8 protein-coding genes are annotated in these 16,274 nt (G+C 51.8%); 2 read left to right on the forward strand and 6 right to left on the reverse strand.

The genetic code is table 11. The features are described from left to right. Positions 1 to 2: 2 nt before the first annotated feature. The 5 genes from AC4EYZ_RS03755 to AC4EYZ_RS03775 form a co-directional block, all read right to left on the reverse strand. Complete coding sequence (locus tag AC4EYZ_RS03755; protein WP_230804607.1) at positions 3 to 1,274, reverse strand: undecaprenyl-phosphate glucose phosphotransferase; 1,272 nt, start codon at positions 1,272 to 1,274, stop codon at positions 3 to 5. A 115-nt stretch (positions 1,275 to 1,389) separates the two neighbouring features. Beyond that, positions 1,390 to 2,844, reverse strand: coding sequence for a TolC family outer membrane protein (locus tag AC4EYZ_RS03760; protein ID WP_342584808.1), 1,455 nt, complete (start codon positions 2,842 to 2,844; stop codon positions 1,390 to 1,392). Next, positions 2,844 to 4,223 (reverse strand): HlyD family type I secretion periplasmic adaptor subunit, encoded by a 1,380-nt coding sequence (locus AC4EYZ_RS03765; RefSeq protein ID WP_342584809.1) that lies wholly within the window; start codon positions 4,221 to 4,223, stop codon positions 2,844 to 2,846. The genes AC4EYZ_RS03760 and AC4EYZ_RS03765 overlap by 1 nt, the downstream gene beginning before the upstream one ends. A gap of 1 nt (position 4,224) precedes the next feature. Continuing rightward, a complete protein-coding gene (locus tag AC4EYZ_RS03770; RefSeq protein ID WP_342584810.1) occupies positions 4,225 to 5,988 on the reverse strand; it encodes a type I secretion system permease/ATPase in 1,764 nt (587 codons plus the stop codon). A gap of 158 nt (positions 5,989 to 6,146) precedes the next feature. Continuing rightward, positions 6,147 to 8,486, reverse strand: coding sequence for a DUF4214 domain-containing protein (locus AC4EYZ_RS03775; RefSeq protein WP_342584811.1), 2,340 nt, complete (start codon positions 8,484 to 8,486; stop codon positions 6,147 to 6,149). Positions 8,487 to 8,703: 217 nt separating this feature from the next. Between AC4EYZ_RS03775 and AC4EYZ_RS03780 the strand changes: the two genes are divergently transcribed. Together AC4EYZ_RS03780 and AC4EYZ_RS03785 are read left to right on the forward strand one after the other, a co-directional pair. After that, positions 8,704 to 13,317: an ExeM/NucH family extracellular endonuclease gene (locus AC4EYZ_RS03780; RefSeq protein WP_342584812.1), complete on the forward strand. Its 4,614-nt coding sequence runs from the start codon at positions 8,704 to 8,706 to the stop codon at positions 13,315 to 13,317. Between the two features lie 157 nt (positions 13,318 to 13,474). Continuing rightward, complete coding sequence (locus tag AC4EYZ_RS03785; protein ID WP_342584813.1) at positions 13,475 to 14,908, forward strand: phosphomannomutase; 1,434 nt, start codon at positions 13,475 to 13,477, stop codon at positions 14,906 to 14,908. A gap of 89 nt (positions 14,909 to 14,997) precedes the next feature. Here the strand turns inward: AC4EYZ_RS03785 and glyA are convergent, their stop codons facing one another. After that, on the reverse strand, positions 14,998 to 16,263 hold the full coding sequence (gene glyA, locus AC4EYZ_RS03790) for a serine hydroxymethyltransferase (protein WP_223289059.1): 1,266 nt from the start codon (positions 16,261 to 16,263) through the stop codon (positions 14,998 to 15,000). Positions 16,264 to 16,274 lie beyond the last annotated feature (11 nt).

Genomic DNA, 16,274 nt, shown 5'->3' on the forward strand with positions numbered 1-16,274 from the left:
CTCTAAGGCTGTCGATTCACAAATCCATGCGTGATGGTCATGGCGAGTATTTTGAGATCAAACCCCAACGACCACCGTTCTATATAATAAATATCGTATTCTACCCGCTTTTCCATCAACTTGACGTCGTCCGTGATGCCCCGCAGGCCGTTTACCTGGGCCCAACCTGTCATACCCGGCTTGACGCGATGACGCTGCATGTAGATATCAATGTGGTCTTTATAGTGGTCGTTGTGATCCATGGCGTGGGGCCTTGGGCCAACAAGCGACATTCGACCTTGTAGTACGTTATAAAGCTGGGGAAACTCATCTAAGCTGGTACGTCGTAAAAAGCGCCCCAGTGGCGTTACACGGTCATCATCGTAGGCAGCCTGCTGCGTTGTATCGCTTTTATGCAGACGCATGGTTCTAAATTTATAAATTTTGAAGCGCTTACCGTCCAGGCCATGCCGCTCTTGCTTGAATAATACAGGCCCACCCATTTGCCAACGAATTGCCGCTGCAACCGCTAACATTATCGGGCTAAAAAGCACAAAGAGCACTAGACCTAGCACGCGGTCTTCCAGTGCTTTAATAAAACGCATGGAGCCACTAAGCGGGGTGTAATTAAGTTCTAATGAGTAAAGGCCCGCCACCTGCGTAATACGGTGGTTCAACAAGCGTATATCAGGTAAGTCGGGGAAAAAGCGAATACTAGAGGGAATACCGGCAAGCAGACGCATTAAGTGGCGCACGCGATTACCTTGAACCAGTGGGTAACCTATCCATATTTCGTCAAAATTGCGTTGAAAAATATTCTCTTGGGCGAAAGCAGCCATTTTGTGAAAAAAAGTCGTGTCGTCTTCATCAATATAATGACCTACAACTACATATCCAGCATGGGGTGTTTCAATGACTTTTTTTTCTAATAGGGCGATATTATCTTTTTTACCAATTAACAGCACTCGCTTTAAGTTATGCCCTTGTGCGCGCAGGCGCCTCAAATATCCGTACAGCAACGTACGCATTACACTGCCCACTGCTAGCACCGATAATGCAGAAACACCCATCCACAAACGAGAGAAACTCTGTGTGCCTTTAATGGCAACAAGCAATAGGCTGAGCAGGGCAATAGTCGCTACCCAGGTCACAAGGTAAATACCGAGCATGGTGTAAAGGCTGCGCCCACGCCAAGGCTGGTAGAGTCCAAATAACTCACCTACCGCGGGTAGCAATAGACTGCCAATAAGTATCAAGAAAAGGTAGTCATTGCCATCGTGGTCGATATCGGGCATCAGCCAAAGAGTAGCCAATGCTACTAACGTGGCTATACCCGCATCAAAGCAACGCATCGCACGACGCAACCACTCGCTACCTTGGCTTGTTTTTATAACGGCCATAGTATGATGGCTACCGAGCTACCTGCGCTGACGTGGACAACGAGGCCAGTAACGACATGATACTGTTTAGATCGTCGCTCTCTAAGCTACCCACTGCGGTATGGAGTGCCAGCATATCCAATGCGTAGTTACCGACTGTGTCGACATACTGAATACGCTGATCATAGAGGCTCGCTCGTGCATCAAGCACGTCCACCAGGTCTCGCAACCCCAACTGTTCGCCCTTCTCGGCAGCTTCTAAAAATAACTGGCTTGAGGAAATGGCTTGGTTAAGCGCTTCGAGGCGACGCTCACCACCATTGAGCGCTCTAATCCGCTGACGCACCTCTTGGATAGCAAGATTGCGTTCATTATCAACTGCTGCCAATCCTGCTTCTATGCGCTTTTCGCCTTGGCGGACGCTAGCATTGGTATAGCCCCCCCGATAAATGGGCACACTTACCTCGACCGTTGCCCGGTAGTCTTCGCTCTCGCGCAGTTCGTCGTCACTTACTCGGTCTGAATAGCTAAGGTTGAGGTTTAATTCAGGATAATAGCCTGAGCGCCTTACGCTTGTATTAGCTTGCGCGACCTGCTGCTCTTGTTGGGCTAATAAGACGTTTAGGTTTTGGTCAGTGCGCGGGATCCATTCATCAGGATTACCAATATCACCATTGAGCGTCACCGTGGTCAGTTCACCAGGAGCGGAGCCTTGAAACCTTGGTGTTACGCCGGTAAGACGCTCAAGTTCACTAAGCGAATTGTCCAATTCATTTTCAGCTTCAACGGCGTCGGATACGGCCTGATCGTATCTCGACTGAGCTTCTAGCAGGTCAACACGATTACCAATGCCTAAATCAAACGAACGGCTTGCTTGGCGCACTTGCAAGTCAAGGGAAGCTTGCTGAGACTCTAACAAACCTAATCGCTGCGACGCTAAATAAGCTTTTATATAGGCTTCACTGACTTGTAATGCCAGCTCTTGCTCAACAACAGCCAACTGTAGTTCAGCGGAACTTACCTGAGCATTGGCAACATCCATTTTTCGCCAACGCTCCAGGCTAAACAGTGGTTGCTGAAGCTGAACCTGATAGTAGGTTTCATCAATTTCACCTGGACGCTGTGCAGGCTGATCCAGGCCAAAGTCATCTGGAGACGTTTGGATATTTGTAGAGTCTTGCCATAAGTAACCACCGGAAGCGCTGATTTGCGGCAACAGTTGAGAGCGAGCCATAGGCACCTCTTCCCGGGTGGCATCCAGCTCATAACGCTGGCGCGAGAGATCCGCGTCATGGCGCAGTGCCCTGGAGAACAGATCAGGCAATGAAGGCAGCGCTTGGGGCGCTGATTCACTATTAGCAAGCGCTTCTAATTCAGTGAGCGCTTGCTGGTCAGCAGGCACATCACTCTGTGCTAGTGCGGACTGACTTAACAGCATGACAGTAAATGCAAGCGCACTTAGGGCAAAACGTGGCGTCCGTGTCATTAATCCTCCCGGATAGCGCGAGCGAGCATATCGGTAACAGGCTTGGCGATATAACTTGCAAAGGTGCGTTCACCGGTGCGAATCATGACCTCCGCTGGCATACCTGAAAGCAGGTGCATTTGCTCTGTCATGTCTTTTTTTCCTTCGTCGGTGACCCGAATCCGCGTTTTGTAATAACGCTGCCCTGTTGCCTCATCTTCAAAACTATCAGCGCTGATATGGATGATTTCACCATCGATTATATTTGTTAACCGCTGGTTGAAAGCAGAGAAACGAATTTCAGCAAGCTGCCCCATGAATAGACTGTCTATATCCTTTGTAGGTACGCGTGCCTCTACCACGAAACCGTCGCCCGAAGGCACGACTTCCATAATGGGATCACCAGGGCGAACAACCGCACCTACTGTATGCACTTGGCGACCAACAACAGTACCTGAAACAGGAGCCGAAATAACTGTTCGATTCACTTGGTCGGTCAACGAGGTTATACGCTCTTCTGCCTCTGCGATTTGTGTTTGGGCATCGCGCAATTGCTCGCCCACTTCGGCTTGAAACTCTTGCAGCGTTGTCTCTTTTTGCATGCGGTTTTCGCTAATTTGCGAACGCAATTGGGCAATATTAGATTGAAACTCTGCATTATCACCTTGGTATTGCAGTATTTGTCGCTCAAGTTCACGCAGACGCTGATTATCGCCCAGCCCTTCGCGATACAGTGAACGGAAGTCTTCCGCTTCTGAACGCAATGAACTAATACGCTGATTATTAACTCTTTCACGCGCTTCTAGACCTTCAATCTGCTCCTGCATTTGAATGATCTGCTGATCCATGGCGTCCAAGGTACCTTGCAACGACTGTCGACGTGCGTGGAACAGACTCTGCTGAACAGCCGTTACCTGTTGCGCTCTGTCGTCGTTAACTGACATTAGCTCTTCGGGCATCTCAAGCGTTTCGGCACCTTGCTGTTCTGCCAGCAAGCGTACTTCCATGGCACGATTTATATAGTATTGTGACTGAGCGATTTCCAACTGCGAGCGTACCTGAGTATCGCTCAATATAACCAACGGCTGCCCAGCTTCAACCTTATCACCATCTTGCACCAACAGCTCTCGAACAATACCGCCTTCAAGATGCTGAACCGTACGTTTAAAAGATTCCATAGAAACATTGCCAGGGGCGACCACAGCCACCGCTAGCGATGCGGTTACAGACCACAGTACGAACCCCCCAAGCGCTATGAATAAAATAGCGTAACCGAGCTTACGGTAGCCCTTATCACTGGTTGGCAATGTCTCTTGAGCTTCGCCCTCGATGGTAGCAGGGCCTTGTGGCGTTACATCTATTTCGCTTTTGACTGGGAGCTGATCTTTGCGGTTACTCATATTACGACTCCTCGCTACCACCGGTACCACGCCCACCTGTTATAGCAGAGAGGCGAGCAGCGCTTTGCTGGTTAACCTGGGGGCGAGATTTTTTAGCAAACTGAGCAAGCACCTGGTCTCTAGGGCCAAACATACTTACTTGGCCTTCTTTCATCACCAATAGCTTATCCATGCTTTTCAAAACACTAGTTCGGTGGCTTATCACAAATAGCGTTGTGCCTTCAGCTTTTAACTGAGAGATTGCTTGGCCTAGCGCACGCTCTCCAGCATCATCTAAATTGGCATTAGGTTCGTCTAGCACCACGAGAACAGGATTGCCGTATAAGGCACGTGCCAATCCTAAGCGCTGACGCTGCCCCCCAGAGAGCGCTCCACTGGTAGAACCAATAATGGTGTCATAACCATTAGAAAGTTCTAACACCATTTCATGAACACCCGCTTTTTTGGCCGCAGCGACCACTTTTTCAGAATTAATTTCACCAAAACGGGCAATATTTTCACTAATGGTGCCATCAAAGAGTTCGATATCTTGTGGCAAGTAGCCGATGTGTGGGCCCAGCTCATCACGGTTGTATTGATTAACCGCCCCGCCATCAAGTCGTACGTCGCCAACCTGCGTTGGCCATATCCCTAACAGTACGCGGGCAAGTGTTGATTTACCTGCCGCACTTGGGCCAATAATGCCAACATGCTCGCCCTTAGCGACGCTAAAGTTAATACCTCGGATGGTTGCCATACGTACGCCGGGGGGAGCAGCAGCTACGTTCTCTACATCGATAATGCCTTTTGGCGCAGGCAGAGACATATGCCGCTGCTCATCGGGTATTTGGGTTAGAAGCTCGTTTAACCGGCCATAGGCACCACGCGCCGATACAAAGCCTTTCCAGCCACCTATCATTTGATCGATAGGGGCCAGCGCACGTCCCATAAGGATAGAACCCGCAATCATCATACCGGGGGTCATTTCACCTTGGAGCACTAAGAGCGCACCCAGGCCAAGAATCAATGACTGGAACAGTAAGCGCATCACTTTAGATGTATTCGTTAACGCGCCTGCTCGGTCGCTTGCTTGCGACTGCTTAGCAAGAAACTCATGATGGCGCTTTGACCAGCGCCCCATAATGCCAGGCAGCATGCCCATTGCATGAAGCACTTCAGCGTTACGTAAGTTAGAGTTGGCTAGGTTTTGCGCTTGAATCTGTTCACTATTAGCTTCAGCAAGCAAGGTTTTTGTAGACTTCTCATTAGCCACCGCTAGCGCAAATAAAATAATCCCCGCACAGGTAGCAAACACCCCGAGCCAGGGGTGGAAAATAAACAGAATACCTAGGTAAACCGGCACCCAAGGGGCATCAAAAAAAGCAAACAGGCCATTTCCGGTAAGAAATTGTCGCAAGCTGGTCAGGTCATTAAGTGGCTGGGCACTTTGGCTGCCAGGGGACATTATGCTACGTCGAAACATGGCGCTGTAGAGGCGCTGATTGATAGTGGTATCTAAACGGTTCCCTATCCTCACCAACATCCTTGAACGTACCAGTTCCAGCCCGCCCATCACCATAAATAGAAATACGACGACGAGCGTCAACATGATCAGCGTATCGAGACTTTGCGTGGTGAGCACGCGGTCATACACTTGGAGCATGTACATGGGGGGAACTAGCATCAGCAAATTGACGAACATGCTAAAAAAGCCCACCGATACAAACGAACCCTTACAGGCGCTTAATGCACGCTGTAGATCCGTTGCTTCCTGTTGCTTTGCCATGGAGGGATCACCGTTGAATCAAAGAAGTCACGCGAAGATTTATCGCGGCAGCATAACAGAAACGCCCCTGCCTAGGGTAGGGGCGTTATGAGAGTAAAAACTGTCAGGAAGGGGATCGAGCTTATCTATACCCCAACCCAAGGTCTGCAAATAAACCGTTAACCAAACAGCATCATGCTCTCATCTGACTCGGTAAAACCAACCATAACGGCGCCTCGCTCGGCACCATTATCCAACTGATCCAACCAGAACTCTTTACCTGCCGAATCAGACGTTCTCTCGAGTACGTTTGAATACATCAGTTCAATAAAGGCGTCGTCTTCTAGATTCCCGTTTTGACTATTGAACTCAGCTGACGCAATAAAGCTGTTGGCAATATCACCTAAACCAGTAGTCTCCTTAATTTCCAGCCAGTACCCCAATCCTTTACCATCCGCATCGCGATCAAAGGCAGCATCGTAAAGGCGCAATAGTGGGTCAACAGGCGCGCTGAAGACTGCATCGCTACGCTCATCAAGGTTTTGGATGCGCAGGTCTTCGCTGGCAGGGGTTTCTTCTTCGCTAAATGGCGTTTCGCTGAACATGCTGGCCATGTATTCAGCAAAGGCATCCTGCTCAGTGCCCTTATCGGCGAAGGTAAACTGGCCGTCATCTACAAACGCGTCCATAAGATCCACGCGGTCTTGATAGCTGCCTTCATCTAACGGATAACCGTCGCCGCCGTCGGCCAAAAAGCCTAAGGTAACGACTTTGATGCTCTCTTCAGCATCACCTACCAAGCGACCATTCGCGACCAGTACATCGTTTGCACTGCCATCCTCATTAACGATTACCGCATTTTGGATGCGCTCGCCAGCGGGTTGACTTACATCAAAGCTGTATTGGATACCGCCCACCTGGGCAAACTGACCAGCAGTGACACCCGGCGCTGACGCTGCTACCGCATGCTCCAGGATATCCAATAGCGTGCTACGCGTGACGGTAATGATGGTCAGGTCGTTATTGAAGCGTAGCGATGACGCTGCATCCAGCTGGGATACCCCCCCTTCCGGCTTGCCGATAGCGGGGTTGGCGCCCGGCACCTGATAGCTGGGCTCGCTATCGCTTCCTTCCACCACGACATCACCAATCGGCTCACGAATACCACCGCCGTTCTTAAACGATACCAGTACCTCGGCGTCCAACTGCTTGGCGTACCAGAGGTTGGCGTCGGCAGTCAGGTTACCCAGGTTAGTCTCTTCGGTACGCACTGCGCCCCGCTCCCCCACCAGATAAACATCGGTTAAACCAAGGATATTGCCGTCTTGTTCAGCAACGAATTCCCCTACGGCGCCGATTAGGTCGTTGGCCACATCCCCTTTGGTGCCTTCAGCAAAGGCGCTTTCCAGGTCGCCCCACAGCGCTTCTACCTGTTCGTCAGTGGTGGCATAAACGCCTGAGGTGTTTTCATCGATTGAATCGGCAACAACCCGCCCCTGTTCGTCAAACTCCACCACTAGCTCGGCAACGTAGCGCCAGCCACCATCAGTATTCACTACCACGACATCATTACCTGAGGCGTCCTGGGTAACAATGGGGTATGAGTCATAGGGTTCGCCCGCTCCCGGAAACAAGCCGCGGTCTTGGTCTTCTTGATCCGCCAGCAGGCTATTGGAGCCGCCTGCGATCACGATATCGACCCCATCCAGCAGTGTCGCTAGCTCTTCTTCAAACTGAATTTGCTGAAGGTGCGAACTGAGGATGATCTTATTGATGCCCTGCGATTCTAGGTCATCAATGACTGGCTGAATCAGGTCGGCCAGGGCCTGCATGTCGTTACTACCCCCTGTCAGCACGTCTACATCACCTGGCGAAGAGATGCTTTCAAGGATTTGGGTAGTTACGCCAATAATGCCAATTTTTTCACCACCACGCTCGGCAATCACCGCCGGGGCTAGCTTAGGCTTATTAGCGCCAGCTAATAGCTCTTCCAAAGTAGCTTGGAAAGCGTCTTGGCTGAATAACTCATTGGTAGCCAGCTCGCTTAGGGCGGCATCAGCGGAGAAATCCAGGTTGGCTGAGAGGTAAGGGAACTGCGAGCCCAGCCATTCAATTTCAGCAGCCGTAGCGCCGTTAACCACAGGCGCGATCATTGCAGCAATTAGATCAGTGCCTAGGTCAAACTCGTGATTGCCCAATGTCACGGCCGCAGCGTCGACCAGATCCATCAACAGAGTCTCAACACGCCCAGAGGCCGCCGTGATTCCGCTCATGGAACCCGCTTCTAGCCCATAAATCTCTTCAACCGCGGCTTGGAAGGCCGTTTGTAAGCTTGAATCAGCGGCGGCGTTCAAATACGGCCCGGGCAGAACTAAATCACCCGAACCGACAAACAGCGAGTTGGCGTACTGATCTTCTAAGTGATCCACGATAGAAATGAAATTGGGTGCGTTAAGCAGATCTCCACCGCCCCCTTCCATATCGGCTGCGTGCAGGAGTTGAAGCTGGAAATTACTCATGGCGGTTCCCTTTTTTAATCCGTGGAAAAATAGGCAAACGTGAGATTACGCAATCAACCATTGCAAATACGTGACGCTTTAAAGAAAAAGTATTCTAGCGTCGCCAAAAAATCACTTCGTAATCCAAGCATCATCAAAATAAAACATTTAAGTCATTTAATTGCTATGACTTAGTAATAAATTCAACCTTTCCATTCATCCTGTGAGGGCTGGTTAAATGACCAACTTTGAGCTTGTTTCTACGTTATATCGCGATATTTTATTGCGTGAGCCGGATGAGGCTGGCGCTAATTATTGGACTACCGCCCTGGATAGCGGAACTGTCGATGTTGCAACCACTCTTGACTCAATGGTGACCAGCGATGAATTTCAGCTGCAAATCCAGCCTATTATTACGCTCTATAGTGTTCACCTATTACGTACGGCCGACCCTGCAGGCCTCGCGTACTGGGTCAATGAGTACCGTAACGGCTTAGCATTGGAAGAGATTTCCAATAGTTTTCAAGCGTCTAATGAGTTCGAAGCCACCGTTTCCAACTTGAACGATACCACTTGGCTAAATCAACTCTACAACAGTGTTTTGAACCGTGAGCCTGACCCAGAAGGCTTTGTGTACTGGTCAGCGCTGCTGGCGGACGGGCTGTCTCGTGAGGAGCTTGCCGCAGCATTTATGAACAGCAGCGAAAGCATTGAACAGCAACCTGCACGTGTATTAGCTCCTTTACTCGGCGATGGCTCCAGCGTGGATGATGTTGCATCGCTACTGAGTCGTTATATTGAGCAGCTTGAGAGTGAGCCAGAAGAACCTGAAGAACCAACAGAACCTGAAGAGCCAACGGAACCTGAAGAGCCAACAGAACCTGAAGAGCCAACAGAACCTGAAGAGCCAACAGAACCTGAAGAGCCCAACAACCCAACTGACCCCAATCAGCCTGAGCCAAGCAACCCAAACTTCAATCTGGGAGAGCGCTACCACACGGGCGCTTCTGACGCTTCAGCAGCGATTGCCGTGGGTGAGGGTTTCATGCTGGTGGCGGATGACGAAGACCAAGTGTTACGCCTCTATGAGCGCGATACTGACGGCGCCCCTCTGGCGGAAATTAACCTAAATACTGCTCTGGGTTTGAATGACACCCAAGAGGTGGACTTGGAAGCGGTGGCGACTTATCAAGGTACCCACTACTGGCTAGGCTCCCACGAGAGCAGCCAGCGCTCAATGATTTTCGCCACTGAAGTGACAGGTGATAACGCTGAGAGTTTGAGCATCGAGGTGACGGGCCAGTTTACCGATTTAGCCAGCCAGCTTAACGACTGGGATGCCCAAAATGGCCATGGGCTTGGTGAAAATGCGCTGAGCCTCTCATTAGGGGTCAATATTGAAGGCGCTGTGTTTATCGGTGATTCCCTTTATCTTGGCCTACGCTCGCCGTTGGATGATGGCTTCGCACAATTAGTGCCCGTTGAAAATGTGATTGACCTCGTCTCTGGTGAGGCTAACGAAGCTTCCTTTGGCGCCCCCCTGCGTTTAGACCTGGATGGTCGCGCTGTGCGCTCTATTGAACCTGCTGGCGATGAAGGTTATCTGATCCTGGCGGGCCCGGTTAACGATGACGACGACGTAGGTTTTGGTCTTTACCTATGGGATGGCGATTATGCCGTTCGTGAAATAGACGGCCCGGATCTCAATACCCTACCGGACGCACTGACGGCGAAGCCGGAATCACTTTTCGATGTTTCCATCACCGAGTCGGGCGTTACTGCGAGCGTGCTGTTTGATAGCGGCACGGTGGATTGGTTAGAGGATGGTCAAGAGTCTAAGGATCTACCCGCCGAACAGCAGCGCTTTGTGAGCACAGACATTGAATTCAACCTGCCTGATTTTGCACCTCAAGCCGGTGACATTGCGATTACTGCGGTCAGTGGCAGTGAAAAATCCTTCCAGTTCGTAGCATTGAAGGGTATCAGCGAAGGTGCGGAAATTACCTTTACTGACTCAGGCTGGGCAGGCGATGGCTTCCGTGCCAGCGAAGGCGCCGTTAAGTGGACTGCGCCTGAAGGCGGCGTACCTGCAGGCACGGTTGTTACTTACACTGCGGATTCTCCGCAATTCACTACTGCTAACAGCAGCGAGGTGGGTAATAACGGGTTTAATCTTTCGGTCAGCGGTGACCAAGTACTTGCTTTCATCGGCGAGGCTAGCGACCCAACATTTATCTACGCGGCTCAAACCAACAGCGATGCGTGGCAGGAAACTGCTGACTCCTCTAATAACTCTGCCCTGCCGCCTGGCCTTGAAGAGGGTGTCACGGCGGTTGCCGTTGGCAGCGCACGCAATGCCGCCTTTACCGGTAATGGCTTCGGCACGGCGGAGGAGCTATTAAGCGCAGTTGGCAACCCAGAGAATTGGTCATTTGAGTACGGTGAACTACCCACCAATCCCACTACTGACTTTCATGTGGGCACGATGGAAGCTCCTTATGTGCCGGGCGAGCGCGATATTGGTTTAGCCATCACTGAGATATGGTCGGGCCAAAGCGGTTCTGACGTCACCGCTGATTGGTTTGAAGTAACCAACCGTTCGTCTGAAGCGCTTGATTTCAGCAATATGCCGCTTTACTACGATGATGACAGTGCCGATCCCGTAGATGCTATAGAAATTAAGGGGCTAAGCTCGCTAGCGCCTGGTGAATCAGCGATTGTCATGGTCGATGGCGATGCCGAATCAGTTGCGGAATTCCGTTCAGCGTGGAGCAACCTGGATAATATCGATGCCTTGAAAATCGGTTATGCCGAGAATGCTTCTGGCCTGGGCGGTGGCGGCGATGCCGTAACGCTGTGGCAAGGCGACCCACGTGTTGATGGCAACCAGGTGGCAATGGAAGCCTACCCTGATACCGACGGGTTTGACGCCGCATCCTGGGATGTGGATTTAGGTAAATTCACCACCACTGATACTGAGGGGGTGGTTAGCTCTGATGCACTGGGCGGTGATGGTAGTGATGTACCCGCCGTGGCGTCGCCTGGGCTAGCTAATGAACCTCAGATAGATATTACGTTGATTTCTGCAGTACAGGGTGACTCGAGCAGCAGCACTTTAGAGGGTGAAAACGTTACACTTGAAGCCATCGTCACCATGGTAGCGCCTGGCTTGGATGGCTTCTTCCTGCAAGAGGAAGATAGCGATAACGACGATAATGCCGAGACGTCAGAAGGTATTTTTGTGTACGCGGGTAGCGGTAGTGGTGAGTGGCTGGAGCAGCTCACTGCCGGCGATCAAATTCGCATTGGCGGCGAGGTCTCAGAATATTTCGAGAAAACGCAGTTAACTGCCGAACGCGGCAGCCTGGAGGTGCTGGCTAACGATGTGCCCCTGCCTGAAAGCCAGCGAATCATCATGCCGTTTACCGACAAACAAGGCCTGGAAGCCTTTGAAGGTATGCGCGTAGCCATAGAAGCGATGGACGGTGAGCCATTGGTGGTCACCGAGCTTTACGAGCTGGGCCGTTACGGCGAAGTTACGCTTTCATCAGGAGGCCGTTTAGAGCAGTTCACAGAAGTCAACGAGCCTGACGTCGAAGGCTATAGCGCTTGGCTTGAAGACGCCGAAGCGCGCACCATCAAAATCGATGACGCAAACTCGACACAAAACGCTGATCCAATTATTTATGGTCGTAACGGTGAGGAGCTTTCTGGTACTAACCCGCTGCGCGGGGGCGATGAGCTTCAGACACTCGAAGGCGTGCTTGATTACAACTTCGAAGAGTGGAAAGTCCAAAACGTCGAAGGCCTGGACTTTACCGGCGCTGAGCGTCCGGCAACACCTGATACAGATGCTCTGGGTGATGCCGACATTACAGTGGCCTCTTTCAATGTATTGAACTACTTCACTACCCTGGATGAAAACGGCAACAAAACAGAGACCTTAAATGGCACTCTGCATGATCCACGCGGCGCCAATAATGCTGAAGAGTTTGCCCGTCAGGAAGCCAAAATCGTCGAGGCGATTAATACCAGCGGTGCTGATGTGGTGGGTCTCATGGAAATCGAGAACAACGGTTATGGTGACGATAGCGCCATTGCAACGTTGGTTGATGCGCTGAATGCAGATGTGCAGGATAAAAACATTCAGGATGTCACTTGGGCTTACAGCGTCCCCGAAGATGGGAATGGCAACACCACTAGCCCTGGGGATGATGCCATTGCGGTTGGGGTCATCTACAACAGTCAGGCGGTGACACCTACTGGCGCTGCAGCCACTAAAACCGATGGGGCTTTCGCTACTGCAAACCGCGCACCGGTGATGCAAACCTTTGAAGATAGTAACGGTGAAACCTTTTCGGTGGTGGTTAACCACTTTAAATCCAAAGGCAGTGTCGTCAATGGTGAAGACGCTATCGGCGACGGACAGGCCAACAACAACCCCACACGGGTCGAGGCCGCGGAGGAATTGCTTGAATGGCTATCCACCAACCCCACCGGTAGCAATGACAGCGACGTGCTGATTCTTGGTGACTTGAACTCTTATGCCATGGAAGACCCCATCATGACCCTGACCGATGCGGGCTATACCCTTCAGGACGATGATTACAGCTATGTCTTTGATGGATTCTGGGGTTCGTTAGATCATGCGTTTGCCAGTGAAACGCTCGCAACACAGGTCACGGGCACCACGACTTGGCATATCAATGCGGATGAAGCATCGGCATTGGATTACAACACCGACTTCACTAATGATCGTCAGGATGACAACCTATACTCCGATGATGCGTTCCGTAGTTCAGACCACGATCCTATCTTAGTAGGCCTGAACTTAGGCCTCGCTGAAGCTTAATTAAACGTACTACCTTTTGAGATGGCCTCCGCTTGCGGGGGCCATTTTTTGTCTTACTAGCCATTACCCCTGATCGCTTCAGCGCTCAAAGCGCCCCGTAGCGCTTCCCGCCTAGGGTGTTAAACTCACCGCAAGCACTTTTTTCAGGAGAAATACATTGAGTTCAGTACGTTCCACTACCGCTATTATTCATGACAGCGGCATTGCTTTTGGTACCAGCGGCGCACGAGGGCTGGTTGAACAGTTTACCGATGAAGTATGTGCAGCTTTCACCGTGGCATTTATTACCGCCATGCGGGACTCTTTTCCAGTAGAACGTATTGCGCTAGGTATGGATCGCCGCCCCAGCAGCCCGGCGATGGCAGCCGCCTGTACCAGTGCGGCCCATACGCTAGGAGTGAAGGTAAATGACTATGGCGTACTGCCTACGCCTGCCCTGGCGTTAAAGGCAATGGCGGATGGCATACCTTGCATCATGATTACCGGCAGCCATATACCGTTTAACCGTAACGGCATCAAGTTTTACCGCCCTGATGGCGAGATTACCAAAGCTGATGAAACCGCTATTCTTAATGCTGAGGCGGCTATGCCTACCCTCCCCGCGCCAGTGCGCGGAGAGATTTCTGAAGCCGCTAATCAGGCCTACTTAGAGCGCTTCACCACCTGGTTTCCAGGAGAGCCATTGAAAGGTTGGCGGGTAGGCTTGTACCAACATTCGGCCGCAGGGCGCGATTTGAATGCGCATATTTTGAGCGAGTTGGGTGCGGATGTAGTAGTGCTAGGCCGCAGCGAGGCCTTCGTGCCCGTAGATACCGAGGCCGTTAGCGACGAGGATCAGGCTCAAGGGCGTGTCTGGGCAAACCAGCATCAATTACAAGCCCTGTTTTCTACCGATGGCGATGGAGATCGACCGCTGCTTGGGGATGAAACGGGTACGTGGCAGCGTGGTGATATTGTCGGGTTACTCTGCGCCCGTGCATTGGGAATCGAAGCGCTGGCTGTGCCGGTAAGCTGCAATACAGCGATAGAAGCGTGTGGTGCCTTCCAGCTAGTTGAACGCACGCGCATTGGTTCACCGTATGTATTGGACAGTATGGCTAAGCTCAGTAAGCGGTTTACGCGAGTGGCTGGGTTTGAAGCCAACGGTGGTTTTCTATTGGGAAGCAGACTGGAGAGTGATGGCCGTCAATTAGCCGCCTTACCCACCCGCGATGCGCTGCTCCCCGGCCTTACTCTAATGGTGATGGCCGCCCAACGCGGGATTAACCTCTCGCAGCTAATCGCTGACTTACCTGCCCGTTATACGGCAAGCGACCGACTCAAGGATTTCGCCACTGAGAAAAGCCATGCGTTGCTGGTCAAATGGCAAACCTCACCTGAGCTGATGCAGCAAACATTAGGGTTACAGGCTGGCATTTCAGCAGTCAATAGCACTGATGGCTTGAGAGCCACACTTGAAAATGGAGATATCGTGCACCTTCGCCCCTCTGGCAATGCACCGGAGCTGCGCTGCTATAGCGAATCTGCTTCGCAAGCAGACGCATCGGCACTGGTAAAACAGAGCTTGGCCGCTCTCGAAAAACTGAACTAGGAACCCAACCCTTAACAAAGAACGGGCGACCCTAATGGGCCGCCCGTTCTTTGTGACTATCCTTCGCCAAGGAGAATAGTTACAGCTGCTTATTTATAAACCGGAAGCCGCGCACAAACCTCGGCTACTTTATCCAGCACCTGGGCTTCGATGGCGCTGGTGTCTTCGCCCTTGGCCAGTACGTCCAGAATGTCACAGATCCAACCTGCCAACGTACTACACTCTTGTTCACTGAAACCGCGCGTGGTCACCGCCGGGGTGCCAATACGCAGGCCAGAGGTGACAAACGGGCTTTGCGGGTCGTTAGGAACGGCGTTCTTGTTCACGGTGATATGGGCACGACCCAAAGCAGCATCGGCATCTTTGCCGGTTACACCCTGCTTGATCAGCGAAAGCAGGAAGAGGTGGTCTTCGGTGCCGCCGGAGACGATGTCGTAACCGCGATCGATAAACACCTTGGCCATTGCCTGAGCGTTCTTAACTACCTGCTGCTGGTAGGTTTTGAACTCGGGCTCCATAGCCTCTTTGAAGCAGATCGCTTTGGCGGCGATTACGTGCATCAAGGGGCCACCCTGGCCGCCGGGGAAAACCGCTGACTGTAGCTTCTTCTCGATATCAGCGTCGTTTTCCGCTGAGAGAATCACGCCACTGCGGGGGCCGCGTAGGGTTTTGTGGGTAGTGGAGGTGACCACATGGGCATGGGGCAAGGGGCTGGGGTATACGCCTGCCGCGACCAGACCAGAGACGTGGGCCATATCAACGAGTAAGTAAGCGCCTACTTCATCGGCGATTTCACGGAACTTGGCCCAATCAACAATTTGTGAATAGGCTGAGAAGCCGGCGATGATCATTTTGGGCTTGTGCTCGCGAGCAAGCTGGGCCACTTGAGCGTAATCAATTAACCCCTGCTCATCCAGACCGTACTGAATGGCGTTGTAGTGCTTGCCGGAAAAATTAGGCTTGGCACCGTGGGTCAGGTGGCCGCCCGCATCCAGGCTCATACCTAAAATGGTATCGCCTGGCTTAACCAGCGCTTGGAACACCGCGCTGTTGGCTTGCGAGCCGGAGTGGGGCTGAACGTTTACGTAGGTGGCGCCGAACAGCTCTTTAGCATAATCAATGGCCAGGTTTTCAGCGATATCGACGAACTCACAGCCGCCGTAGTAGCGCTTACCGGGGTAGCCCTCAGCGTATTTATTGGTCAGCTGGCTGCCCTGCGCTTCTAGTACGCGGGGGCTGGCGTAGTTTTCGGAAGCGATCAGTTCGATGTGGGCCTCTTGGCGCTCCACTTCTTTCTGCATGGCATCAAACAGCACATCATCAAATCCGGCAATTGTCATATCGCGGCTGAACATCGGCGGGAACC

The sequence above is a fragment of the Vreelandella sp. 162(4c) genome (assembly GCF_058152265.1).

Coding starts and splice junctions, on each gene's coding strand:
- AC4EYZ_RS03755 (WP_230804607.1), bottom strand. CDS start 1,274: ATGCCCGATATCGACCACGATGGCAATGACTACCTTTTCTTGATACTT.
- AC4EYZ_RS03760 (WP_342584808.1), bottom strand. CDS start 2,844: ATGACACGGACGCCACGTTTTGCCCTAAGTGCGCTTGCATTTACTGTC.
- AC4EYZ_RS03765 (WP_342584809.1), bottom strand. CDS start 4,223: ATGAGTAACCGCAAAGATCAGCTCCCAGTCAAAAGCGAAATAGATGTA.
- AC4EYZ_RS03770 (WP_342584810.1), bottom strand. CDS start 5,988: ATGGCAAAGCAACAGGAAGCAACGGATCTACAGCGTGCATTAAGCGCC.
- AC4EYZ_RS03775 (WP_342584811.1), bottom strand. CDS start 8,486: ATGAGTAATTTCCAGCTTCAACTCCTGCACGCAGCCGATATGGAAGGG.
- AC4EYZ_RS03780 (WP_342584812.1), top strand. CDS start 8,704: ATGACCAACTTTGAGCTTGTTTCTACGTTATATCGCGATATTTTATTG.
- glyA (WP_223289059.1), bottom strand. CDS start 16,263: ATGTTCAGCCGCGATATGACAATTGCCGGATTTGATGATGTGCTGTTT.